Below are 24,112 nucleotides of genomic sequence, written 5' to 3' on the forward strand. Positions count from 1 at the left end.
CGCCCCTTCTCGTACGCCACTTCCGGCAGCTCACTTCGTCTTCGCCACGCTAGTCGAACTGGGCCGGGTTCCTGGGACCCGGGCCCTTCGCGGGGGTGTGGACGACCTTGATGGGCAGGCCCTCCTTGCGGAACGCCGCACGGGCCGCCTTGGCCACCTCGGGGTCCGAGAAGTGCCACTCGACGGCGCGGCCACCGGACGCCTCCACCTGCCGTCGTGCTTCCTTGAGGAACGTCTCCTTCCCTGACTTGGTGAGAGACCCGTCCTTCGACAGGAAGCTCTTGTAGCCGTTCTTGGCCTCCAGGAACGTCTGCCGGGCGGAGTCCCAGCCGTCGAACTCCACGTCCGGGACACCCTCCTTGGGGTGCGGAACGACGTACTCCTTGCCCCGCTTCACCCCGGTGACCTGTTCCTGGTAGCGAAGCCAGGACTCGTTCTTCCAGTTGGGTGGAGGGTTGCGGTCCCGGCTGGCCCAGAAGCCGTCCGCCTTGTCGGCGTCGCCCAGCTTGGGGTCCTTCAGGTTCTTGGCCCAGTCCGGCGGGAGGTAGTTGCGCGGGTCGGAGGTGTCGTTGCGCCTGGCGTCGGGCCACTTCTTCATCTTCTTCGCGGCGTCGACGGCCCGCTGCGGCTCCTCGGCCCGCTTCTTGGCCAGGTACGCGTCGCGCTCCTGCTTCCGGGCCTCCTTGGCCTTGGCCTCCGCGTCCTTGTCGCAGCCCTCGTCGGCGAGGACGACGCGGCCCGGGGCACCGGCCGCGAGGACGAGCGTGCCGGAGCCGGTGATGCCGGGGCTGTCCGGTGCGCCGCCGGGCAAGGAACGCCTCAGTGCGATGACGCAGCCGGTCTTGCGCGCCTGTTCCTCCGCGGCGTCGGCCGCCTCGTCGGCCTCCTTCGCCGCCCGGCCGGCCTCGGCCGCGTCTCCCGCCTCGGCGGCCTTGCGCGCCCGCTTCGCCGCGTCCCCCGCCTTCTCGGCGGCCTCCGCCACCTTCGCGGCGACCTTGCCGAGCTTGCCGAGTTTGCCGACCTTCCCGACGACCTTCGCAACGTCGTAACCCGGGATGAAGAAGGACCCGACGTTCCAGACGACATCGGTGACCGCGCGGGTCTTCTGCCCGTTGTTCCAGCGCTCGCGGACCTCGTCGCCGACGAAGATGTCGTCGCCGACCTTGACGACGGTGTTGACCGACGCGCCGCCCCAGTCCCACAGCGCGCCCAGGTAGTCGCCCTTGTCCCACTTGTCGCCGGCGCCCTTGGAGTCCTCCACCCACTGGTGGCCGAGCTGCTTGCCGTATTCGGCCATGCCGGACCAGGTGTCGCCGTCGAAGAGCGAGACGATGCCGGTGACGTCTCCCCAGACTCCGTCGACGAAGAGGCCCTTGCCGACCTGGGAGACCTTGTCCCAGGCGCAGCCGAAGAAGCCGCCGCAGTCTTCGTCATCCTTGCCGCCGTTGTCCTCGTCGGTGGCGGTGGGCTGGACGTCGTAGGCCTCCTCCGGCTCGGGGTTCGTCTCGGGGTAGGTGGCTTGGGTACTGCCGTCGGGGCCACCGTCCGTGCCGCCGGTACCGCCCGATGCGCCTGCAGAACCAGTGCCGCCCGCACCACCGGACGCACCCGCGGACCCCGTGCCGCCCGCACCACCGGACGCACCCGCGGACCCCGTGCCGCCCGCACCACCGGACGCACCCGCGGACCCCGTGCCGCCCGCACCACCGGTCCCGGAGGTGCCCTCCGTGCCGCCGGGCTTGTCACCGTCCGGGTTGCCGCCGGCTTCGTTCTGCGTGCCGTCGGAACCTCCGCAGTCCCCGTCGCTCACGACGCGGCACACCTGCTGGCTCATCTTGGCCGCGATGTCCTGACCGACGCCGGAGGCGAGGAGCCCCAGAATAATCGCGGCGACGAGGACGATGAGGCCGACATACTCGAGGGTCGACTGACCCCGGTCGCGGCGCCGGCGGAACACCTGGGGCGGGGTGAACGGCGGTTTGCCCTCCCGGTCCCGCTCCGCGAGACGGAACCACGCCCGGCTCTCCTCCCGGGTGAGGAACCAGATCACCAGCACCGGCAGGAACAACTGCCCGAAGCCCCGCATCGAACCGTCGGCGATGTTGCCCACACCGCCGAGCAGGAACCATGCCTGGACTGCGATCAGCCCCCACCACAGGGACCTCCCACCCGTCCATGTCCGGCGCGAGAGAAGCCATCCGGTCACGCCCGGCGCGGCGCCGTAGACAGTGAGCCCGATGAGCGTTCCGTTCACCGCGTCCGCGGCGAGCGCCGAACCGAACAGACCGAGGCCGCCCATGACGGTGGCCGCGAACAGGACGTGGATCAGCAGCCGGGCCATCCGGAGAGCGCGCGGCAACGGCCGGCGTTCCCGGTCCTGCGCCCAGCCGGCGTTGCCATACGCAGATATGCCACTCAACGCGAAGTCTCCGTCCCCCGAGCCGTACAGGCAGTTGAGTAGCCGTCAGCTTAGGAGGGATCACCGGAGACGTCGTGGGCCCCAGGGCCCACGACGGGCCCAAATGCGAGGCCGTCAGTCTTCGTCCAGTCCGTTCGCGGCCAGTTCCCGCAGGTACTTGGGCAGGCTGCCGTCGGCGGCGAGACGGGCGAGCGCCTCACGGCTGTGAGGCGCTCGCGGGCGCGGCGGGAAAGGGCCGGATCAGCGCTTTCATTTCGAACCCGCTGATGTCACGTTCCCCCGGACGTCTTGGACCCGCGTGGCGGCGACACGTCAGCTGTCCATGCCTTCCGTCCCCAGTTCGAAGAGCATGCTCTGTGCCGCTTCAGCGTTGTCCCACGTGGCCGGTCCGTCCGGCTTCACAGCCAAGCGTTCCAGTGCCGCCCTCGACTCCGCACCGCCCATCGCGCCGAGCAGCTCGATGGCGGAGTCGGCCCCCACGTCCTCGGTCACGCAACGCTCAGCCAAGCTCACCGCCCAGTCCGCGAAGCGACCTGGAGCCGTGTCGAGCAGCAGCCAGTGGAACACCGAGTCGGCCACGTCGTCCCGCAGACGGGGGATCAAGGCGAGCATCGCCACGTCGACATGTCTGCCCACGTGCCTCTGGAGCGGGTAGGCCCGCGCCGGGTCCCGCCATTCGCTCGCCAACGCATCCACGTCGGCCCACGTCACGTGGCTCATACGCGGCACGCGCTGGGCAAGGGCCTCATGGAACTGCTCCCACACTTGCCACAGCAGGCCGGGGGACGGCGGCTGGGGGACGCGCGGCGCCGGCTCCCAGTCGTCCAGCAGCGTGCTCAGTACCCTTCGGGCCTGCGCCACGCGCTCATCCGTATGCGGCAGGCCGGAAATCCGCGTCCAGTCGAACTCGCCCCACGGCTGCGGGAGACACCGCAGGGTGGGCGGCAGGACAAAGTCGCCATCCGGATAGCGCCAGCGCTCGACCTGCGGATCCCATTCCTCCTCGTCCTCCGGCCCCATGCCCGACTCAGTCATCGCCGCCGCCCTGTCAACGTCTCGTTCCGCCTTGTCGTCAGTCAATGCCCAGATACGCCTTCGCGCTCTCTGGGTCCTTCATCTTCGCCCAGTCCATCGTCCCATTCGCGGTTCGCTCGTTGATGGCACGCTGCATCCTTTCGAGCTGGTCAGCGGACAGGTTCTGCCCCGCCACCTTCGCGTCCACGCCGTTCTTGGCCATCTCACCGGCCGCCGTCCGTGTGTCCTTCGCGGGCTTGCCGTTCCGGGCAGGCTTGAACTCACTGAAAATCGAAGTCCAGCGATCCATCGTCTCGATCTCGACGGTCGCCTTGCGCCCCGGCTCCTTGTCCGCCCACTTCTTGAGCCGCTCCACCTGATTGGCGAAGTCCGCCTTCCGTGTGGCAGAGCCGGCGTTCTTGACCTCCTTCACCTGAACCGTGCCGTTCCTGTCCTTGTAGACGACATCGGCGTCGGGGATTTCGTCGAGGTTCACCTTTTCCCCGTTGCCCAGGTCGGCCTCCTTGCGGTTCATGCTCTGACCGACACCGGCGTCCACCTGAGTCCCGGGGGCCGCCTCGTCAGCGGCACGCCGCACGGCGTTCACCTCGGCGCGTGCTTCAGCGAGCTTGTTGGCGTCGGACGCGTTGACGACCTTCCCTTCCAAGGCTGCCGCCGCATCGCCGTTGACGTTCTTGCGACCCGCGAGATCGGCGATCTCGTCCAGTGCGTCAGCCGCCTCCTGCGTGCCGATCTCGGTCTTCGCCGGGTCGGGGTCGTCCTTGGCCCGGGCCACGAGACCGTCGATCTGGTCATCGGGCACCGAGGAGCCTCGCTCTCGCAAGGCAGCCTTGGCCCTCTCGGCGCGAGCTTCGAGCGTCTGCCGCTCTGCCTCGTCCGCCTTCTTACGGGCATCCTGCGCCTGCTGCTTGGCGTCCTCGTCGCACTTCCCCTCGGCAAGCACCTCGTAGGGTTCCGACCGGCCGGCGGCGAGGACAGTGGTGCCCGTACCGGAGCCGCCGCCGAGCCCAGAGCCACCGCCCCCGTAGAGCGTCTCGCTGCTGGCCGCGGCGATGGTGCAACCCGACTCGCGAGCTCGCTTCTCGGCCTCGTCCGCGGCTTCGTCGGCCTCCTTCGCCGCCTTCTCGGCGCCCTTGACGTCACCGGCCTTGGCTGCCTTCTTCGCATCCTCCACCGCTTTTGCGACCCGCTCCGTGGCCTTGACCGCCTTGTTCAGCTTGTTGAGCTTGTTCAGCCTGTTGAGCCACTTCACCTCGCCCACGCCCGGGATGAACATCGACCCGATGTTCCACACGGTGTTGCCGAAGCCGTCGCCCCAGTTGCCCTTCTTGAACGAGTCGACATCCACGAAGGAGTCCACGAGGAAGTCGGCGCTGAATTCGGCCGGAGTGGCGACCCATTCCAGCGGCACTCCCAGATAGTTCCACCCGCCCTTGTCCCACCGGTCGCCGAGTTCGTCGGACTTGGCGGACCACCAGTCACCGGTGTACGTGGACAGGCCGTCCCACATCTGTTTGGCCGAGTCGACAGGGTGCCTGATCATGTGGGCGGTGTCCTTGGCATCACCCCACGCGGCCTTGAACGGCGAGGTGAACAGGTCACCGACCTGGTCGAGGGTGCTCTTGCCGCCTCCCCCGTCCCCTTCTGAACTCTTCGACGTCGTATCCGACGCGTTGCTTACGGTGCCGCCACCACTCTCGTCGGAATCACCTCCTGAACCGGAGGAACCGCCGTTCGCGCCGCCGCCCGAACCGGCATCAGCCCCGCCCGAGCCGGACGCAGCCCCGCCGGCGCCACCGCCCTGCGTGGTGCCTGCGCTGTCGCCCTTGCCGCCTTCTGCCTTGACGGGCCCGTCTCCGCCGCCCTGCGCGGCACACCCGCTGCCCGTCACGGAACACACCGCCGACCGGAAACCATCGGCCATCTGCCCGCCCACACCCGACAGCAAGAGCGCCACGACGATCGCGACCACCAGGGTCACCATGCCGACGTACTCGAGCGTGGACTGACCCTCGTCGCTGTGCCGCCACTTGAGCATCCGCGCCAGGCTGAACCCGGGCGTCTCCTCACGCTCCAGCTCGGGAAGCAGGAACCACTCCCGCACCGGGCGCAGCGACAGCAGCACGATCACAGCGATCGGCACCGTCACCTGTGCCAGACCTCGCGGGTCACCGCGTCCTATGGACGCCGTCGCCTGCAGTATCAGCAGTGCCTGGACACCTATCAGCGACCAGCGCACATACCGGCCCCCGGTCCAGGCGCGGCGTGCCAGTACCAGCCCGGCCACACCGGGCGCCGCCGCGTACACCAGCATCCCGGCGATCTGGCCGGTCACGTGCAGCACCATGAGCACGCCCAGCACGCCCAGCACGGTGAGACCGAACATGACGAAAAGCAGGACCCGGGCGGTCACGAGAGCACGTGGCATCCGCACTCGTGAGGAGAGGTAGGGCGCGTACGGCGCTCCGTAACCGGCAGAGAACGACATGCTGCCGATCGTATGGAGACCCACCGGCGCCCCGCCTGGGTCCCAGGGCCCAACTGCGGGCCCAACAAGGCAGGTCAGGACCCCGACGACGGAGCCCGCCCCCGCCTGTCATGGCGTGGTGCGGGCCCCGTATGCGCTGTGCTGCCCCGGCTGTGTCAGTTGCCGCTCTCCCCGCGCGGGAAGGAGATCTCCACGCGTCGGTTCTTCTTGCGGCCCTCTTCCGTCGAGTTGTCGGCGATCGGGTACTGCTCGGCGTAACCGCGGATCTCGTACGTGATCGACGAGTCGTTCAGCTCTTCGGTGAGCACCTTCTGGACGGCGTCCGCCCGCTGCTTGGACAGCACCATGCCGTGAGCGTGGGTTCCGAGGTTGTCCGTGAAGCCGAAGACGCGGACGTGCTTCGCGCCCTGCTTCTTGATCTCCGCGGCGATCTCCGCGATGCGGGACTTCGCCGCGGCGTTGAGCTGCGCGCTGTCCTTGTCGAACAGCACCTCCGCCTGGAGCGCGAACTTCACGTCCGCGTTGGTGTCCTCCCGGCGCTCGTCGCCGTCGAGGTCCTCGACCACGGACTTGATGTCGAGCACCTTGGGCGGCGCGAGCTTCGCTCCGTCGGGGAGCTTCAGATCGGGATCCGACTCGTCGACCTTGACCGGGGCGGACGCCGACGGGGTCGGATACGGGTCGTCGTCCGCGACAGCGTGCGGGACGCCGTAGACGCCGAGCGCGAGGGTTCCGGCGAGCACGATCGCCGCCGAACGCATACGCGCGCGTGGGGAGCGGGATGCGGTGGCGGTGCTCATCAGGAGATCTCAATCGGGCCGTTGGGGAAGCCGGGGAACTGGAGGTCGACCGTGGTGGTGGACTCCGGCGGGGCGGGGAACTGGGCGAAGAACGACAGCGTCTCGCCGGCTCGGATGCTGGACGCGTACTTCGTCGTCGTCAGCGGACGGTTCTCCGTGTCCCGAAGCACGAAGTACCGCTTCCTTCCCTTGGAGTCCACGAGCGTCATGGCAGCCAGAGAAGAACCCGTCTTTCGGATGGCGGATTCATCACCACTCCACTGCACTGGCGTGGTGAAGGACTTGCCACTGGTGTTCTTGAACTCACCACTGATGGTGAGGAAACCACCGCTGTCACGCTTGGCCTCGTGCACGACCATGGCGATGCCTTGCTCGCCATTGAGCGTCGCGAGGACCTTGCTCGTGTCCGGCAGCGTCTTCCCGCCGTCGTTCTGGCCGCCCTTGTCACTCTCCCCGTTGGCGCTGCTGGAAGCCGTCTTCGAAGGTTTGGCGGCGTCGCCTTGACTGTTGCAGGCGGTCACCGAGACGGCCAGTGCCGCCGCCAGTACGGCTGCCGCACCGGCCCGTCGCAGCTGTCCTACGTGCCGAATCATCATGAATCGCTAGTCCTTCGTGTTCGCTCGCGGTCAGTCGTCGGCAAGCCGGACCCTGAAGAGGTCCGACATGTCGGGCAGGAGGTCCAGGTGGGCCGGATCGATGATCCAGTCCTTGCCGTCGTCGCACTCGATCTTCCCGGGTGACGGCTTGCCCTCTTCGCCGCCGGGCTTGTCGTCACCCGGGGGCTTGGGCGAAGCCGGGGGCGTCTCCGTCACCTCGTCGGGGTCGAAGCTGCAGAGGGGCTCGACCACAGCCGTGGCGCTGACCCTGGCGCGTTGGTTCTCCGTCCCGGGAAGGGCACTCTTGCCCACCGTCTTTCCGCTCTCGAGATCGACGGTGAAGCCCCAGCGGCCGTCCGTGAGGCGCCGGCAGCGGAAAGAGTCGTCCATGCGGGCGCCGTTCACCTCGGCGAAGCGGAGAGCCTCGTTGCAGCCGTCGACCGTGCCCGGCGGATCGCCCCGAAGGAGATCTCTCAAGTAGTCGCCGTCGAGGATGTGGTCGAGGAAAGCGATCTTGAGGCCGTCCCTGGAGTCCATCGCCGCCGCCAGTGCCGCCGAGTCGGCCGCGGTCTGCGCCTCGTTGCGGCGGACGTCCGCCTTGCCGAACACGAAGTAGAGCAACGCGAGAAAGAGCAGGCCGACCACCGCTGTGATGTACAGCGGTGCGGCCTGCCCTTCATCCCGACGCATTCGGGACATCAGCTGTCGAGAACCTCGTTGATCTTGTCCTTGAACTTGTTCGCGATCGTCTCGCCCATGTCCGTGTTCAGCAGCGCCACGATGATCGCCACGACGAGGATCGTGACGCCGACGTACTCGATCGCGCCCTGACCCTTGTCGCGGGCGGTCTTCATCTTCTCGACGCGGGTGTTGGCCCAGCTGCCGATGTAGACCTTGGTGGTGGTGGCGGCCTTGAGCGCGGCGTCCTTCATCATGGTGGGTCCCTCCAGGTTCGGCCGGCCGTGTGGCGGCCGACTCTGAGACGTACGGAGTCCGGGTGCCGCTCGCGCTTCCGGCTTCCTCCTGGCCGGTCTCGCTGGCGACAACGGAAACGTACGCCCGGCAGTCACCCGCCCACATGGGCCCCAGGACCCAATGCCGGGCCCAACCTTGCTCGTAGGCCCCGATATCGGGCCGGTGGGACCGCGGGCCCACGGCGGCACACCGGCCCCGCGACGCGTGGTCAGGCATGGCCGCGCCCCCCTCGCCGCGCACCGTTCCAGATGGCGATGGCCTCGCCACGGCTCTGGGCGTTCAGCTTGGCGAAGATGCGGTTGATGTGGTTCTTGACCGTCTTCTGACTGATGAAGCAGGTGGCCGCGATCTCCTGATTGGTCATACCGGACGCGATCAGGTCCATCACCTCCACCTCACGCTGGCTCAGCTCCGCGAGCACTCCCCCGGCTCCCGCTGTCGCCATGGAGCCCGGGGAAGAGACTGCCACATCTGGTTGCTGTTGCGAAGGAAAAAAGGCGGATTGCTGTCCGGGCAACTCCGAAGCAGGCGTACCGATCGGGGCCTGCGAGGCCGCACTCTCGGTAGCCGTGTGTGCAGATGCAGAGAATGCCGTACCCAGTCCGTCCGGGAGCGGGCCCCCGCCTGCCGGGGATCCGACACGGAAGCCCTGGAGCAGCGCACTGGAGGCGGTGGGCGTGAAGTGGGCCCGGCCGGCCTTGATGTCGCGCACCGCGGCGACCAGTTGGTCCGCGGTGAACTCGCCGTGCACCAGGTAGCCGCCCGCGCCCAGGCGCAGGGCCTCGTGCACGATCTCCGCCTCCCTGCTGTACGTCATCATCAGCACGGGGGCGATGCCCACGAGGTGCGGCAGTGCGGAGATGCCGTCCACGCCGGGCATGCGGACGTCGAGCAGGACGACGTCTGGGCGATACCGGACGGCGAACTCGTAGGCCTGCCGGCCGTCGGCGGCCTCGGCGACGACCTCCAGATCGTCGCGCCCGGACAGCAGCGCGGTCAGGCCGGCGCGTACCACGGGGTTGTCGTCGGCGACGACCACCCGCAGCGGCGGGGCGGGCGGGGCCTCGGCGAATGCCGGGAAGGCGGGTGTGTCCGGCATGTGCGACCTCCTCTCGGAAGGGTGCGGCAGAACGTCAGGTGGGCGGCAGCGGGGCGCTGCCCCTCTCGGTGTGGCGGAACTGCGGCGGGATGGCGGGCAACCGGGCGCGCGGCCGGGCGCCGAGCGCGGCCAGCGGCAGGTCCAGCCGGACCTCGGTGCCCCGGGTCGCCCTGCCCCGTCCGATGCGGATGCGGGCGCCGATGCCCGCCGCCCGCTCGACCATGCCGACGAGGCCGAAGTGACCGGCCCTCCGGAGGTCGTCCAGGGTGAGGTCCACGGGCAGGCCTCGGCCGTCGTCGAGGACGCTGACGCGCAGCATGTCCCCGACGACCCCGGCCGAGACGTGCACCTGGGTCGGCTCGCCATGCCGGTGGGCGTTCTCCATCGCCTCGGAGGCGATCGTGAGCAGGTGGCGGGCGGCTGCGTGCGGCACCGCGGGCGGTGTGCCACCGATGGAGCCGTACGTGGCCCGCAGTCCGGTGCGCCGCTGGAAGTCGGCGGTGCGTGCCTCCAGCTCGGTGATCACGTCCACGCCTCCTTCCAGGTCGGACTCACGGCGCAGGTCGGCCAGGAGCTCACGGGACTCGGCGGCGGCACGGCGGGCCGAGCGGGCGACCAGTTCGGCCTGGCGTTTGACGGCGTCGGCGTCCAGCCGGTCCGCGGAGTGGGCCAGTCCGTCGGCCGCGAGAGCGACGCCGTGCAGGGTCTTGGCGACCGAGTCGTGCATCTCCCGGGCGAGGCGGGCCCGTTCCTCCTCCACGGCCTCGCTGACGGCGAGCCGTGCCCGGGTCTCGGTGAGGGCGTGGGTGGCCGCGCCGAAGCGGAGCAGGAGGCGGCGCAGGCTGCTGCCGACCGCACCGGCCAGCACACACAGTCCGACGACGAGCAGCGTGGAGGCGTTCATGTCCACCTGCTGGTCCATCGCGTACGCCAGGCCCACGAGGAGGGACTGGAGCGGCGCGAACACCGTGGCGCCGCGCCAGTCGTAGACCAGCCCCGCCAGCAGCGGGGTGCAGATGGTGACGTAGGCGAGGGTGGAGTTGGGTGATGCGGCGAAGAGCAGCAGCGAACCGAACACCATGTCGACGCCGAGCAGCGCCGGGTGGCGCAGCAGCACCGGGCCGAACCGCTCCCAGTCGCGTAACAGGGCGTAGGACCCCATGACGGTGACCAGGACGGCGGAGCCGACGAGCCAGCCGGACACGTCGCTGCGCGTCCCGGTCAGCGCGAACGGGGCCGCCAGCGCGGTCATCGCCAGCCGGAAGCCGTACAGCTGACGGCACAGCGCGGACAGGGCGTTGACCTGGATCGGCAGCGCGGGCGTGCCCGCTTCGGGCAGCGGGTCCGCGACCGCGCCGCCGGCGAGTGAGCGGAGGCTCCTGCCGCGGGACGTCACGTCAGCCTCCGAGCAGGTCGTTGAAGTTGATGTCGGACGCGTAGTAGAAGCCGACGGCGATGAGGATCATCGTGCCCGGCAGCATGAAGCTCGTGACGATCAGTGTCGCCTTGGGGACCGCCTTGGCCGCCCTGCGCCTGGCGTTCTGGGCGTCGGTGCGGCGCATGTCGTTGGCGATCTGCATGAGCGTGTCCACGATGGGAGCGCCGAGTTCCTCGCCCTGCTGGAGGGCGGAGACGAACATCGACACCTGCTCGGAGGCGTTGCGCTTGCGCAGCTGCTCGAAGGCGTCACGGCGGCTGACGCCCATGTCCATCTGACGGAGCGTGATGCGCAGTTCGTCGGCCCAGGGGCCTTCGTACTTCTCGGCCACACGCTCCAGTGCCTGACGGAAGCCGAGGCCGGCGGAGACGACGACGGCGAGGACGTCCAGGAAGTCGGGCAGGGTGCGTTCGATGTCGTCCTTGCGGCGGCCGGTGGCGGACCTGATGGTGACGTCCGTCCAGAAGAGGCCGTAGACGAGGAACAGGACGGCCAGCACGATCTGGCCGTTCATCAGCATGGCGAGGCTGGTGAGGGCGCCGAGGCCGCCGTAGACGGCGAGGCGGGCGGCGTAACGGTCGACCGTCATACCGCCGGGGTTGCCGGCCATGTCGAGTTTGCGCCGCACCTTGTCGACACGCTTCGGTCCCATCATGCGCAGCACACGCGGGGCGTACCGCATGCCGAGTCGGTCGATGGCGGAACCGGTGGCGGTGGTGCGGGTCGAGCCGACTTCCAGGGCGACGGCGAGGTCGGCGGGCAGCTTGGCGTCGCTCCGGTAGAGGCGTATGCCGTAGAGGGCGCCGTAGACGGCGGCTGCGATGACGGTGGCCAGCAGCAGGTCCATGGGGGGCTCCTCCTTTCGTGGGGGCGGCGTCAGACGCGGATGCGGGTCATCCGGTTGATGAGGAAGAACCCGAGGCCGTAGAGACCCGAGGCGACGATGACGGCGATCTTTCCGACGGTGGCACCGGTCATGTCGTCGAGCGCTCCGTCGCGCATGCCGTTCAGGATCAGCAGGAAGCCGAAGCCGAGCAGGGGAACAGCGATCGCGGTGACCTTCACCTGGGACAGCTGGGTGGCGACCTCGCGGCGGGTTTCCTTGCGTTCCTCCAGCGTCTGGGTGAGGTTGCGCAGCGAGGAGACGATGGTGCCGCCGGCCCGGTTGGACAGGACGAGTGTGGAGACGAGGACCTTCAGCTCGCGCGACGGAAGACGGTCGGCGAGGTCGGCCAGGGCGTCTTCGAGGCTGCGGCCCACGGCGAGCTGGTCGGCGACTTTGCGGAACTCCTCACCGGCCGGGTCGTCGAGTTCGTCGGCGGCCATGGCGATGGCCGTGCGCAGCGCGAGGCCGGCCTGGGTGGCGTTGGCGAGGACTCGGGTGAGTTCGGGCAACTGGCCGATGAACGCCTCAGTACGCTTGGCGATCTGGTAGTTGAGGAAGGCGTTGCCGCCCCACAGTCCGAGCAGCGCCGCGAGCAGTCCGAAGAACGGCGCGAAGATGGTGCCGACCACGAAGTACAGGACGACGACGGCCGCGAGGACGTAGACGACGTACTCGCCGACCGTGAGGTCGAGGCCGGTCGTGCCGAGCTTGCGTTCCACGCGCTTGCCGAGCCGGGTACGGCGGAACCGCCGGTCGATGCCCCTGAATCTGCGTCGTCGGCCGGGCAGCGGGATCTCACCGGTCTGCGCCATCCGCTCGTACAGCACGTGCTGCTGTTCCTTGCCGGCGGAGTAGGTGTGCACACCGATGACGGCGAGCACACAGGCGATCAGTGTGACGCCGACGGTCAGCAGTGGGAGGTTGTCCATGGCGAGCGGTGCCTTCTCGGGGAACGCGGGGCGGGGTGGGAACGGTGGGCGGCGAGTCAGCCGGCGGTTTTGCGGAGGGCCAGCTGCTCCTCCGTCTGGGCGACGCCGAAGGCCGCCGGGATCGGCTCGCCGCGCATGTAGAGCCGTTCGGCGACCCTCCGGGGCAGGGGGTGGTAGGTGAAGTGGCCGTGTACGAGGCCGTCGGACGACAGGGGCTGGGCGTCGAAGCGGCAGACGGAGACGATGCGGTAGTCCTCCCGGCCGTGGGAGTCGACGATGGCGATCTCGGTGATCTTGCGGGAACCGTCGGCGTGCCGCGTGAGCTGCACGATGACGTCCACCGCGCTGTTGATCTGGTCCTTGATCGCGACGAAGGGGATCTCCACCTCGGACATCGACGCCAGGGTCTGCAGGCGCATCAGCGCGTCCTCGGCGGAGTTGGCGTGGACGGTGGCGAGGGAACCGTCGTGGCCGGTGGACATGGCCTGGAGCATGTCGAGGGTCTCACCGCCGCGGACCTCACCGACGATGATGCGGTCGGGGCGCATACGCAGGGAGTTGCGCACCAGGTCGCGGATGGTGATCCGTCCCTTGCCCTCGACGTTCGGGGGGCGGCTCTCCAGGGTGATGACGTGGGACTGCTGGAGCTGGAGCTCGGCTGAGTCCTCGATGGTGACGATGCGCTCGCCGTCGGGGATGAGCCCGGACAGCGCGTTGAGCAGCGTGGTCTTACCGGTGCCGGTGGCACCGGAGACGATGACGTTGAACTTGGCGCGCACCAGGCCGGCCAGCAGCAGCGTCATCTGTTCGTCCAGTGAGCCGAGACCGATCATCTCCTGGAGGGTGAACGCGCGCGGGAAGCGCCGGATGGTCAGGACGGGCCCGCTGAGGGAGAGCGGCGGGATGATGACGTTGACGCGCTCGCCGGACGGCAGTCGGGCGTCGACCATGGGATTGGCCTCGTCCACGCGGCGGTTGACCGTGGACACGATGCGTTCGATGGTCTGCATCAGCTGTTCGTTGGAGGCGAAGCGCAGCGGCAGCAGCTCCAGCCGTCCGCCGCGCTCCACGAAGACCTGGTCGGGGCCGTTGACCATGATCTCGCTGATGGAGGCGTCCTCCAGCAGCGGTTCGAGGATGCCGAGGCCGAGGGCCTCGTCCACGACGCGCCGGATCAGCTGGGCGCGTTCGGTCGTGGACAGGACCGGGCCCTCACGACTGATGATGTGGCCGAGCACCCGCTCGAGGCGTATGCGCCGCTCGGAGGCCTGCAGCGCGGACATCTCCGCGAGGTCGATCTCCTCGAGCAGCTTGGCGCGGTAGGCGGAGACGAGACGGCTCTCTTCGGTCAGCCCGTTGGAGGGCTGCTCGGAACCGTTGAGACGCGCCCGCAGGCTCATGTCGTCATCTCCCTGTACGGCTGGCGGTTCGGGTGGTGGGGGGCGGCGGTGTGCGGAGTCAGTGATCGTCGACCGGCATGGTGGCGCTGCGTCGGGCCGTGACTCCGTCCAGCAGGCCGGGGATCAGCGAGGGGACCGGCACCTTGGCGGTGACGGTGACCTCGTCGTCTCGGAAGTCGGGCTCGAAGTCGGCGTCCCCGGCGAGCCAGTCGCTCATCGCGTCCCGCCCCGCCTGCTCGTACGACCGGTCGAAGTGGTCGTACGACGCCGCGCGGGCGGCGGCGCGGGAGGCCGTGCCGGCCTGCTGGACGGCGAAGACGGCGAGGCCGAGCTGGACGACGAGCAGGCCGATGAGGAGCAGCACCGGCAGCAGACCGACGTACTCGATGGCGGTCTGGCCGGAGTCCCGGCGCTTTCTGCGGCCGGCGCGGGTGGTGCGGAGGGCGGCGAAGGCGGCGGTGGGCACAGTCAGCTCTCCTTCGCTGCGGCGGCCTTGCTGGTGATCGTCAGGGGGAGGTTCATTCCGCCCGGGAAGAGCACCGGCACGTCGACGTGGGCTTCGACCAGGAACATGTCACCGTCCGGGCGGCAGTCGATGCGCGCGGTCCAGCCGCCCGGGAGATCCTCGCGGCCGGCCCGCTGGCAGGCCTGGTCACGGCTCTCCCGGAGGGTGTCGGCGGTCGCGCCGGCCCGGGCCGCCTTGTCCGCGGCGTTGCCGGCCAGGACGAAGGCGTAACCGGTCAGCGCGGCCTGCCAGAGCAGGGCGATCGTGATCAGGATGATCGGGGCCATGCTCGTGAACTCGAGGGCCACCTGGCCTCGGTCGTCCACGGCCCCACGTCGGCGGTGCCGGCTGCCGTCTGCCGGGGCCGTTCCTCCTGCCCGGCGACGGCGGTCATCCATCCGAACTCTCATGACACACTTCGCCCCCTACTCCGTGTTCGCGCTCGCTCCTGGCCGTCGGTCGTGTACGTGCTCCTGCGGCCGCTCGTCTGTTCGTGCGCCTCGCTGATGGTCCCGTCGTCTACCCGTGTCCGCTCTGCGGGCCTTGCGTGTCCTCGCCGCGAGCGCGCCGTCGCAGGCCGATCGAGCCACGGTCCCCGCGGTTCCGGCGGTGGCCCTTGCCCGCCATGGCGTCGGCCGACACGAGGCCCAGTTCACCGGCGAGACCCCACAGCGCCTGTTTCACCGTGGACTTGGCCTCGAGGTCGTGCAGCCGGCCGGCGTCGACGGCACCCTGCAGCTCCTTGAAGGCGGCCGGCACGGTGGTGCCGGCGACACGAGTGCCGGTGATCTTCTGGATGAGCGGCGGCTGGATCTCGGTGGCGCGGCTGTAACGGTTGACGACGACGATCGTCTCCTCCGCCTTGCGGATCTGGAGCCTGGTCCACATCCGCACCAGTCGCTTGGCGGCCCGTACGCACACCACGTCCGGCGTGGTGAGCAGGAGCGCGGTGTCGGCCATCTCGACGGCGGCGGCGTTGGCGGTGTTCATCTGGGCGCCGCAGTCGATGACGACGACGGCGTGCCGCGAGCGCAGGGAGCTGATGACCTGCCGCACGGAGCGGTCGGTGACCTCCTCGCCCCGTTCTCCGTCCTTCGGCGCGAGCAGCAGCGACAGACCGGACTCGTGACCGAAGACGGCGTCCTGCAGCACCCTGGGCGTGATGTCCTGGATGCCCGCGAGGTCCACGATCGAGCGGCGGAACTGCACATCCAGGTAGGAGCCGACGTCTCCCGTCTGCAGGTCCAGGTCCACGAGGGCGGCGCTCTGCCCGGACGCCTGGGCGGCGAGCGCCAGCTGGACGGCGGCGAGTGTGGTGCCGACGCCGCCCTTGGCGCCGGAGACGGTGACGACGACGCCACCGGGGCCGGCCATGACCTCGCCGCCTGAGCCGAGGTGGCGGCGGACCCCGGCGGCCCACTGGGACGCCGACTGGACGCGGTTGGCGAGCTCCTCGTAACTGAGGGGCAGCGTCACCAGTCCCCGGGCTCCGGAGTCCATGGCCGCGGAGAGCAGGCCAGGGCCGGCGTCCGCCGTGACGAGCACCACTCCGATGGCCGGGAAACGAAGGGCGACCTCGCGGATCAGCTCCAGCGCGGGAACCGGACCGATGCGTTCATGGACGAGAACCACTTCGGGCAGCTCGTCCAGCGCCTCGCCGGCGAGGCGGGCCAGCGTGTCGATCAGCTGGGTGGAATCCGGCACCGGGGCGGCCGGCTCGGCATCGGGAAGCTGGCTGAGCAGGGTGGTGACAGCCCGGGCCGCGTCGATGTCACCGACGGCGGGCAGGATCCTCGTGGTCATCCGGCCTCACTTGTCCTTGGACAGCTCATAGGTGCGCTCCCCCGGCTTGAGCGAGGCGTCGCTGCCGGGAGCGATCAGTGCGAGGCGGACGTGCTGGGCGAAGGACTCGGCGTACGCGACGCGCTGGGCGTCGAGCGTGTTGAGTGCGAAGGTGATCGGCACCGCCTCCTTCACGCTCGTCCTCTTGTCGTCGTTGCCGTCCAGCGCGGTGAGCCGGCCCACGTCGATGACCTTGGCGTTGGAGACGATGATCTTGGACTGGGCAGGAGTGGAACGGTCGTCGCCGGCGAACGTGGCGAAGATGTTGACCTTCGATCCGGGCCTGATCTTGCCGGCCACACCCGTCGCCGCGTCGATCATGATCGCGATCTCCTGCTCACCCGGCGCCAGGGCCGGACGCTTGACGATCATGTCGCTCTGCAGCAGCGACCCTTTGCGCAGACTGGTGACCGCGATCTTTCCGTCGATTTCCGACAGATCGGTGACGGCGTTCTCCGACAGCCACCGCTTGGGCATCCGCACCTTCTCGAACTGCGCCGCGGAGAGCTGGGTGTAGGGCGCTATGTCCGTCTTCACCTGATAGGCGGAAACCTCCGGCCCCACTTTGGAGTTGGCATCGCTGATGACGGAGAACACGCCGGCGAAGGCGACGAAGGCGAGGAGGACGGAGAGGAGCAGCAGGATGACGCCGCGGCGCTGGCGGGAGTTCATGGACCGGACAACCTCGGAAGGGGACGTGGAAGCGGACACGGGCGGGGGCGCGCACACCCTGTAGGCCACCGAACACGGGGGGCCACGGTGGACATGACACCGCTGAGCGACGTGTGGTTCCCGCGCGGGATCGATAAAGGAGCGCAGCAGCGCGCAGCACTGGTCAACGCGATCGCTGTCACCACGTCAGAATCCCCGTTTCATTCTCCGGCCCGCCCTCCCCGAGCGGGCCGCAGATCGTCAACTGTCAGCTCAGTCGCATCAGCACCTTATCCATGTCCTAGGCCGGGCGACACCCGCAAAGTGCTGCGGATGCAGGGACTCCTGGCTTTCCGGGCATGTTCCGAGGAGCGTCAGCCGAACGCGAGCGCCAGCAGAGCCACCGACGAGAACAACGCCAGCGGTAGGCACAACAGGAGCCGGACATACACCGGCCCCCAGGTGTCCGGACCGGCGATGGTCGCCCGCCGCTCGGGACGGTCCGGGTCGTAGCAGACCCGCACGGTGGCGCCTTCCTCGAACCCGAACAGGCCGGGCCGGTCGGTGAATTCGACGGTCCGGCCGTCGGCTGTGCGGAAGGCGAAGGTGAACTGGGGATGGCTGTAACTCATGCGGTCCCGGATGAAGGCGCGCCGTACGCACCAGCCTTCGGTCCGCTCACCGCGCCGCACGAGGCGCACCACCAGGGCCACCCGGTGGAACAGCAGGGCGACGCCCGTCAGGCACATCAGGCCCACGACCAGGAAGACCAGTTCCACCACAGGCATCCGATCGTCACTTACTTCTTGCTGCTCTTCAGCCGGACGCTGTGGACGATGTCCGACACATCGCGGCTGGAGAGAACGCCCTCCTTGGAGTTGACCGTGATGAGCCAGGGACGCTGTTCGGAGTCGACGCCGGTGAGCATCACGCCGGCCAGCTTGGTTCCCTTGGGCGGTGCGCCCGGCTTGCCGCGAGAGGTGAAGGTGTAGGTGATCTGCCTGGCCTCTTCGCGCCCGTCGGGCCCCCCCGCCACCTCGATCTTCGTCGTCCTGGCCGGAGTGGCTCCGAGCTGGACCCGCGCCTCCGCCCCGACGGCCGCCATGTCCGCGGTGTTCATACCGGATCCGAAGTCGAACTCCACTGTCATGGAGGCCACCAGGACACCGGCGTCCTCGCGCGTGGCGCGGGCCACCTCGTACGGGTCGGACTTGTCCGTCGCGACCTGCCCGAAGCCCTTGGGACAGGCCACGGAGAGCCGTTCGGTCGACAAGGTGCTCCAGCCTTCGGGTGTCGTGGCCTCGTTACCGCCCCCACCGCAGCCGGCGAGCAGCAGACCGGCGACGGAGGCCGCCGCCGTACGAACGACTCGCATGAGCTTCCCGTTCATCCGCGTTGTCCTGATTCTTCCGCTCTACTGCGCGCAGTAGCTGTACGGCACGTAGTCACGCCTGCCGTTGTGGGGAGCCCCCAGGAACTGGGCGTTGTTCAGCGTCTCGGACTTGTTCTCCAGCGAGACGGAGGCACCGATGGACAGCCCCAGGTTCAGCTCGAAACCGTACTCGTGCGCGTCGGTGAGGCCATCGTACGTGGTCTTGCTGGACTTCCCCTGGTCGAAGAGGAGCCGGCCGAAAGGGTCGTCGGCACCCGGACGAGCGGTGGGCGCGTGGTTGTTCAGCAGGTACGAGAACACCGCGCTGCCGTCGCCGTTGCCGTCCAGCCACTTCTGGGCGACAGCCCGGTCGGCGTCGCCTTCCCTGCCCTTGGGGAAGGTCACGGTGTTGGTGTAGACGTCGATCTTGCTGGAGCCGGAGTTGTCGACGGTACTGCCCTTGCCGCTCTTGCCGTCCTTCCCGCTCTTGCCGTTGTGGCCGCCGACGCTGTCGGAGGTGCCGCTCGCCCCGGTCTCGGTGGTCTGCGTGAAGTCGATGCGGACGAGTTCACCCGTCTTCTGATCACGGGTGACGGTGACCGTGGCGGTGCGTTCGGTCTGCTGGTGGTCGCCTTTCTCGAACCCGCCGGCCGCGGCCTTGCTGCCCCACTTCCCGGAGCCCTTCACGGTGTAGGTGTACGACTTGTTGCCGCTGTAGTCGTCCTTGGTGAAGACGACATCGCCACTGATCTTGGCGTTGCCGTTGATTCCGGCCGACACGACCCGGTCGTCGCCCGCGTTCAGCGACAGCCCGCCGTCGACGCTGCCGTAGGCGCCGATGGACCCGTAGCTGATGTGACGGTTCTTGAGCTTGCTCTCGATACGGTCGCGGAGCTTGTCCTCCTCGACGAGCGGGCCCTTGCCGAACAGGGCGAGGATGCCGTCGCCGATGCTGGCCTCGCCACCGCCGGCTGAGGTGCGGCGCATCTCGTACATCTTGAGCTTCTCGAGGTCGTCACGGAAGGACTTGGCCTCGTCCTTGCTCTTGAACACCCAGGTGTCGCCGTTGTTCACCTTGATGCCGGCGCCCAGGTCGACCGAGCCCTTGCCGAGCTTGCCGATCTTTCCGCCGAAGCCTCCGGTCGCGCCGAGCGACGCCGAGTCGGTGAACGTGGTGTAGATGAGCTGGTCGTTGCCGTCGACCTTGCCGTCGCCGTTGACGTCGAAATTGGCCTGGTGGACCTTGTCCTGGAATCCGTACTCGTTGCCCCACTTGAGGAAGCCGAGCTTGACCTCACTGCCCGCCTTGTCCGTGACGGTGGAGATGTTGCACAGCGGCGGCTCGAAGTCGGAGTCGCTCGCCGTGCTGTCGGGACCACCGCCACCGGAGGCACATCCGCCGCCCCCGCCCCAGATCGAGGAGATGGAGCAGCGGAAGCGTTCGCCGAGCGAGCCGGCCACACCGGTCGCGATCAGAGCGAGGACGATGGCCACCGCGACGATCACCGCGCCCACGTACTCCAGCGCGGTCGCGCCCCGGTCCCCCGCGCACAGCGGGCCATGCCGCGCCCCGGTGGTTGTTCTCGCCTGGCGCGCTCTCATCATTCCCCCTCCTGCAACCGGTCCACTGCGCAACCGCTCACCGCGCCGACCACGACGACCACGCAGGACATCAGCAGTCCCATGGTCGAGGCCCGGCCCCAGTGCATGACGATGTTGACGATCTCCGCGAACAGCGGCACCACGAACAGCGCGGCGAGATGCCGCGGCAGGGATGCCCGGAAGGGATCCCGGTGCACCCGGCCGGCCGCCCAGACGGCCAGCGCGACACACACGGCGTTCGGGAGGTGGACGAACAGCAGCCGACCGCCGAAGGACACCAGAAGCTCGTCCGTGGCGAACGGCTTGTAGAAATACGTCACTTGGAGGTACTCCGTGACGAACAGCACGACGAGGCCGGCCGCCCAGGCCCGTATGAGTGCGAAGAAGCCCCCACTCGCCGTACGCACCGCCCTGTCATGCCACGGCGGCTCACCTGTCCCACGCATGCCTGATGCCCCTCTGATCCCTCTGCGGATGCGGCGGGCACACCTTAGGGCGGTCGATCAGAGGGCTTCATGGGCCCGTAGGCCCACGCGCGGGCCCAAACCGGCCAGGTTGTCGCGGGGACGAGCGCGGACGGGCGCGTCGTCGCGGCGATCCGGTCCGCCCCGGGTCAGGACACCGGGGCGGAGTCCCTGCCGTCGCCGACCGGCGGGGTCAGCGAACAGAAGACGCAACGGTCGCCGATGAGTTCCAGCCCGCACCAGCGGCAGCGGTCCTGCCGTACCGAGGTCACGAGCTGGTACAGCACCGGGAGATCGGGCAGAAACGTGGCGAACTCCACCAGCTTCCCGGTCCCCCACCACCGTGCCGACTCGGCGGGCAGTTGCGCCTCCCGCAGACCCTGGACCTGCCAGGCCTCGGCCAGCGTGGAGTTGACCCAGTCCGTCTGGAGCTGGCCCTTGGCGACGAGAAGCCAGGTCCCGAACTCCGGGCCGGTCAGACTCGCCTGAGGTCCGATCTTCACGAGCTGCGGGGCGGGGTGGGCGACCACGCCGAACTGGCTGCCGGGCACCCAGGACTTCGCGTGTGACTTGAGACTGACCGGCACCCTGTCGAGCTTCGCCACGGAGCCCAGCACCGCGCCGGCGTGGATGTAGTGGGTGAGCAGGCGACCGGCAGAGGCCACCACACCGGCGCTGAGGTCGGTGACCGACAGCTGTCGCAGCTGACGGATCAACACGGCCAGGCCCAGCGGCGGAAGGTCGGACTTGAACAGGGCGATGCGGTCGCTCTCCATGATGGAGCGCATGGCGTGCAGCCGCTGCTCCGTCGCCACCGGCGTCGCCGACGAGTAGACGATGATCACGTAGCCGTGCTGTTCCAGCAGGACCTGCAGGTCCGCCAGGGCCTGTTCCAGCGGTTGCTCATCCGGTGCTCTCAGAGTGACCGCGGGCGGCGTCTGCTGGTCGTGCGGCGGCAGGACCATGTCGGCACTGGTCACTGCGATCGCGGTCGGCATGTCGAGTTCCCCGTTCCTCAAGCTGCGACGGCTTGTCAGCCGTGGAGCCTCGCAGCCCTGCACGGCTACCGCAGCACCCTAACCGCGCATCAGGGGTCGGAGAAATCCCCGTCGGACCCCTTGACGACCTCATTGGTCTGGACCAACTTATGCCCATGTCCCCACACAACCGATCGGCCCGGCTCTGCTCCGGTGCCGTCACCGCCGCCCTCGCCCTCTGTCTCGCCGGCGCGGGCCAGGCGTCCGCAGCGGACGTCAACAACGTCAGGAACGCCGGCTTCGAGGCCGGGCTCGGCAACTGGAGTTGTTCCGCGAACAGCGGGACGACCGTCTCCTCGCCCGTGCACGGGGGTGCGGCCGCGTTGAAGGCCACGCCCGCCGGGCAGGACAACGCGCAGTGCGCCCAGACCGTCGCCGTCAAGCCCAACTCGACGTACAGCCTGAGCGCCTGGGTCCAGGGCGGGTACGCCTACCTGGGCGTGACGGGCACGGGTACGACCGACGTCTCGACCTGGACGCCGGACTCGCCGACGTGGAAGCAGCTGACGACGACGTTCACCACGGGGTCGTCGACGACCTCGGTGACGCTCTACCTGCACGGCTGGTACGGCCAGGCGGCTTACTACGCCGACGACGTCCAGGTGTACGGCCCCGACGGCGGCGGAGGCACCGACCCCGCTCCGACCGTCCCCGCCGCTCCGGGCGGCCTGGCCGTCTCCGGTACGACGTCGTCCTCCGTCTCCCTGTCCTGGAACGCGGTGTCGGGCGCGACGGGATACACCGTCTACCGCGACGGCGCGAAGGCGGCGTCGGTGACGGGCACTTCGGCCACGGTCTCCGGACTCGCGGCCGCCACCTCGTACTCCTTCCAGGTCACGGCGTCCAACGCGGCCGGTGAGTCGGCGAAGTCGGCGGGGGTGTCGGCGACGACCGCCGGCACCGGTGGCGGCGGTGGCGGCACGGGGCTGCCGAAGCACGCGGTGACGGGCTACTGGCAAAACTTCAACAACGGCGCGACGGTGCAGAAGCTGTCGGACGTGCCCGCCGCCTACGACATCATCGCCGTCGCCTTCGCGGACGCGACGACCACACCGGGCGCCGTGAGCTTCACGCTGGACTCGGCGGGCCTGGGCGGCTACACGGTGGACCAGTTCAAGGCGGACATCCGGGCCAAGCAGGCGGCCGGCAAGAAGGTCATCGTCTCGGTGGGCGGCCAGAACGGCACGGTGTCCATCAGCGACTCGGCGTCCGCGACGAACTTCGCCAACTCCGTGTACACGCTGATGCAGACGTACGGCTTCGACGGCGTGGACATCGACCTGGAGAACGGGCTGAACCCCACCTACATGACGCAGGCGCTGCGGGCGCTCGCGGCGAAGGCGGGGCCGTCCCTGATCCTCACCATGGCCCCGCAGACGATCGACATGCAGTCGGCGTCCGCGGGCTACTTCCAGACGGCGCTGAACGTGAAGGACATCCTCACGGTCGTCAACATGCAGTACTACAACAGCGGTTCGATGCTGGGCTGCGACGGCAAGGTCTACAGCCAGGGCACGGTCGACTTCCTCACGGCCCTGGCCTGCATCCAGCTCGAGGGCGGCCTGTCGCCGTCCCAGGTGGGCCTCGGCCTCCCGGCCTCCACCCGCGCGGCGGGCAGCGGCTACGTCTCCCCCACCGTGGTGAACAACGCCCTGGACTGCCTGACGAAGCTGACCAACTGCGGCACCTTCAAGCCGTCGAGGACGTACCCCGACCTGCGGGGTGCGATGACCTGGTCGACCAACTGGGACGCGGCTGCGGGCAACACGTGGTCGTCCTCCGTGGGCGCGCACGTGCACGGCCTGCCGTAGGCGGTACGCGCACAAGCCCCGCCCGCGTCGTCGCGGGCGGGGCTTGTGCGTCCCTGTGTCACAGGCTGCGTGCCGTGATGTCGCCGTAGGCGGTGGTCGCCTGGATGTCGAGGGCGGCCTCGGTGCCGTCGGCGTTCTTCAGGGCGTTGCTGATCCGGCCGTATCCGGTGCCGGCGTCCAGGGTGGCGGAGACTCCGCGGGCGGCGTCGATCGCGATGTCGCCGGACTCGGTGCGCAGGATGACGCTGCCGCGTACCGCCTCGGCGATGCGGATGTCGCCCTTCTGGACGCTGATCTCCGCCGGGCCGCCCAGGCGGCCGACCGAGACGTCGCCGGCCGCGACGGTGAGGCGGGCGCTCGCGGCCTCGTCGAGCTTCACCGGGCCCTGGGCGCCTTCGAAGACGACCTCGCCGAGCCGTCCGACGCCCCGGAACTCGGCGGCGGCGGCCTTGGCCTCGACGCGGGAGCCGGCCGGCAGCTGGACCGTCACCTCCACACTCCCGGACGGGCCGAGGATCCGGTTCTGCGCCGGGGAGGCCGCGATCCGCAGGACGCCGTCGCCGTATTCGACGGTGGTCTCCTCCGCCGCCTTCACGTCGCGGCTCTTCGCGGCGTTCGCGGGGAGCACCTCGACCACCGTGTCGCTCCGGTCGGCGGCGATGAACTGGATGCGTCCGGCGGGGATGTCGAGGACGACCGAGACCGGGGTGGTGGTGTCGAACTTCTGCATCGTGCTCTCCTTCGACTCGCTGTTTCCGATGTG

Annotated in this window: 23 protein-coding genes; 1 reads left to right on the forward strand and 22 read right to left on the reverse strand. The window is 69.2% G+C overall.

Annotated features, from left to right (window positions below):
• Nucleotides 1–49 precede the first annotated feature (49 nt).
• The 21 genes from ACZ67Q_RS09680 to ACZ67Q_RS09780 form a co-directional block, all read right to left on the reverse strand.
• Nucleotides 50–2,419 (reverse strand): Tox-REase-5 domain-containing protein, encoded by a 2,370-nt coding sequence (locus tag ACZ67Q_RS09680; protein WP_471178704.1) that lies wholly within the window; start codon nt 2,417–2,419, stop codon nt 50–52.
• A gap of 312 nt (nt 2,420–2,731) precedes the next feature.
• Nucleotides 2,732–3,499: a hypothetical protein gene (locus ACZ67Q_RS09685; RefSeq protein WP_471178707.1), complete on the reverse strand. Its 768-nt coding sequence runs from the start codon at nt 3,497–3,499 to the stop codon at nt 2,732–2,734.
• A complete protein-coding gene (locus ACZ67Q_RS09690; RefSeq protein ID WP_471178710.1) occupies nt 3,492–5,942 on the reverse strand; it encodes a hypothetical protein in 2,451 nt (816 codons plus the stop codon). Before ACZ67Q_RS09690 ends, ACZ67Q_RS09685 begins: the two co-directional genes overlap by 8 nt.
• Nucleotides 5,943–6,097: 155 nt before the next feature.
• On the reverse strand, nt 6,098–6,742 hold the full coding sequence (locus tag ACZ67Q_RS09695) for an OmpA family protein (RefSeq protein ID WP_471178713.1): 645 nt from the start codon (nt 6,740–6,742) through the stop codon (nt 6,098–6,100).
• The gene (locus ACZ67Q_RS09700; RefSeq protein WP_471178716.1) at nt 6,742–7,338 is read right to left on the reverse strand and encodes a hypothetical protein; all 597 of its coding nucleotides are present in this window, start codon (nt 7,336–7,338) and stop codon (nt 6,742–6,744) included. Before ACZ67Q_RS09700 ends, ACZ67Q_RS09695 begins: the two co-directional genes overlap by 1 nt.
• A gap of 30 nt (nt 7,339–7,368) precedes the next feature.
• Nucleotides 7,369–8,037, reverse strand: coding sequence for a pilus assembly protein TadG-related protein (locus ACZ67Q_RS09705; RefSeq protein ID WP_471178719.1), 669 nt, complete (start codon nt 8,035–8,037; stop codon nt 7,369–7,371).
• Nucleotides 8,037–8,273: a hypothetical protein gene (locus ACZ67Q_RS09710; protein ID WP_469930053.1), complete on the reverse strand. Its 237-nt coding sequence runs from the start codon at nt 8,271–8,273 to the stop codon at nt 8,037–8,039. Before ACZ67Q_RS09710 ends, ACZ67Q_RS09705 begins: the two co-directional genes overlap by 1 nt.
• Before the next feature lie 248 nt (nt 8,274–8,521).
• A complete protein-coding gene (locus tag ACZ67Q_RS09715; RefSeq protein ID WP_471178722.1) occupies nt 8,522–9,412 on the reverse strand; it encodes a response regulator in 891 nt (296 codons plus the stop codon).
• 34 nt (nt 9,413–9,446) lie between these two features.
• Entirely contained in the window at nt 9,447–10,808 is a 1,362-nt protein-coding gene (locus tag ACZ67Q_RS09720; protein ID WP_471178725.1) for a sensor histidine kinase, read from the reverse strand.
• 1 nt (nt 10,809) lies between these two features.
• Nucleotides 10,810–11,697, reverse strand: a complete 888-nt coding sequence (locus ACZ67Q_RS09725; protein ID WP_471178728.1) for a DUF5936 domain-containing protein — start codon at nt 11,695–11,697, stop codon at nt 10,810–10,812.
• Nucleotides 11,698–11,726: 29 nt separating this feature from the next.
• Nucleotides 11,727–12,665, reverse strand: a complete 939-nt coding sequence (locus ACZ67Q_RS09730; protein WP_471178731.1) for a type II secretion system F family protein — start codon at nt 12,663–12,665, stop codon at nt 11,727–11,729.
• A 56-nt stretch (nt 12,666–12,721) separates the two neighbouring features.
• On the reverse strand, nt 12,722–14,065 hold the full coding sequence (locus ACZ67Q_RS09735; protein WP_471178734.1) for a CpaF family protein: 1,344 nt from the start codon (nt 14,063–14,065) through the stop codon (nt 12,722–12,724).
• A gap of 58 nt (nt 14,066–14,123) precedes the next feature.
• Nucleotides 14,124–14,531 carry a TadE/TadG family type IV pilus assembly protein gene (locus ACZ67Q_RS09740; RefSeq protein ID WP_471178737.1) on the reverse strand — a complete coding sequence of 136 codons (408 nt, stop codon included), beginning with the start codon at nt 14,529–14,531 and terminating at the stop codon, nt 14,124–14,126.
• A gap of 2 nt (nt 14,532–14,533) precedes the next feature.
• Nucleotides 14,534–14,857 (reverse strand): pilus assembly protein, encoded by a 324-nt coding sequence (locus ACZ67Q_RS09745; protein WP_471178740.1) that lies wholly within the window; start codon nt 14,855–14,857, stop codon nt 14,534–14,536.
• Nucleotides 14,858–15,089: 232 nt separating this feature from the next.
• On the reverse strand, nt 15,090–16,373 hold the full coding sequence (locus ACZ67Q_RS09750; RefSeq protein ID WP_471178743.1) for an AAA family ATPase: 1,284 nt from the start codon (nt 16,371–16,373) through the stop codon (nt 15,090–15,092).
• 6 nt (nt 16,374–16,379) lie between these two features.
• Nucleotides 16,380–17,084, reverse strand: coding sequence for a Flp pilus assembly protein CpaB (gene cpaB / locus ACZ67Q_RS09755; protein WP_471178746.1), 705 nt, complete (start codon nt 17,082–17,084; stop codon nt 16,380–16,382).
• 353 nt (nt 17,085–17,437) lie between these two features.
• Nucleotides 17,438–17,851, reverse strand: a complete 414-nt coding sequence (locus ACZ67Q_RS09760) for a DUF3592 domain-containing protein (RefSeq protein ID WP_471178749.1) — start codon at nt 17,849–17,851, stop codon at nt 17,438–17,440.
• A gap of 11 nt (nt 17,852–17,862) precedes the next feature.
• The gene (locus ACZ67Q_RS09765) at nt 17,863–18,438 is read right to left on the reverse strand and encodes a hypothetical protein (protein WP_471178752.1); all 576 of its coding nucleotides are present in this window, start codon (nt 18,436–18,438) and stop codon (nt 17,863–17,865) included.
• Nucleotides 18,439–18,477: 39 nt separating this feature from the next.
• Complete coding sequence (locus ACZ67Q_RS09770; RefSeq protein ID WP_471178755.1) at nt 18,478–20,037, reverse strand: hypothetical protein; 1,560 nt, start codon at nt 20,035–20,037, stop codon at nt 18,478–18,480.
• Nucleotides 20,037–20,444 (reverse strand): hypothetical protein, encoded by a 408-nt coding sequence (locus tag ACZ67Q_RS09775; protein ID WP_471178758.1) that lies wholly within the window; start codon nt 20,442–20,444, stop codon nt 20,037–20,039. The genes ACZ67Q_RS09770 and ACZ67Q_RS09775 overlap by 1 nt, the downstream gene beginning before the upstream one ends.
• 206 nt (nt 20,445–20,650) lie before the next feature.
• Nucleotides 20,651–21,499: a hypothetical protein gene (locus ACZ67Q_RS09780; protein WP_471178760.1), complete on the reverse strand. Its 849-nt coding sequence runs from the start codon at nt 21,497–21,499 to the stop codon at nt 20,651–20,653.
• A 155-nt stretch (nt 21,500–21,654) separates the two neighbouring features.
• On the opposite strand from ACZ67Q_RS09780, the gene ACZ67Q_RS09785 reads away from it, so the two are divergent.
• Entirely contained in the window at nt 21,655–23,349 is a 1,695-nt protein-coding gene (locus tag ACZ67Q_RS09785) for a chitinase (RefSeq protein ID WP_471178763.1), read from the forward strand.
• Between the two features lie 58 nt (nt 23,350–23,407).
• Here ACZ67Q_RS09785 and ACZ67Q_RS09790 read toward each other — a convergent pair whose 3' ends face one another.
• A complete protein-coding gene (locus ACZ67Q_RS09790; RefSeq protein WP_471178765.1) occupies nt 23,408–24,079 on the reverse strand; it encodes a DUF4097 family beta strand repeat-containing protein in 672 nt (223 codons plus the stop codon).
• Between the last annotated feature and the right edge of the window lie 33 nt (nt 24,080–24,112).

This window comes from Streptomyces sp. NPDC036813 (genome assembly GCF_055609245.1).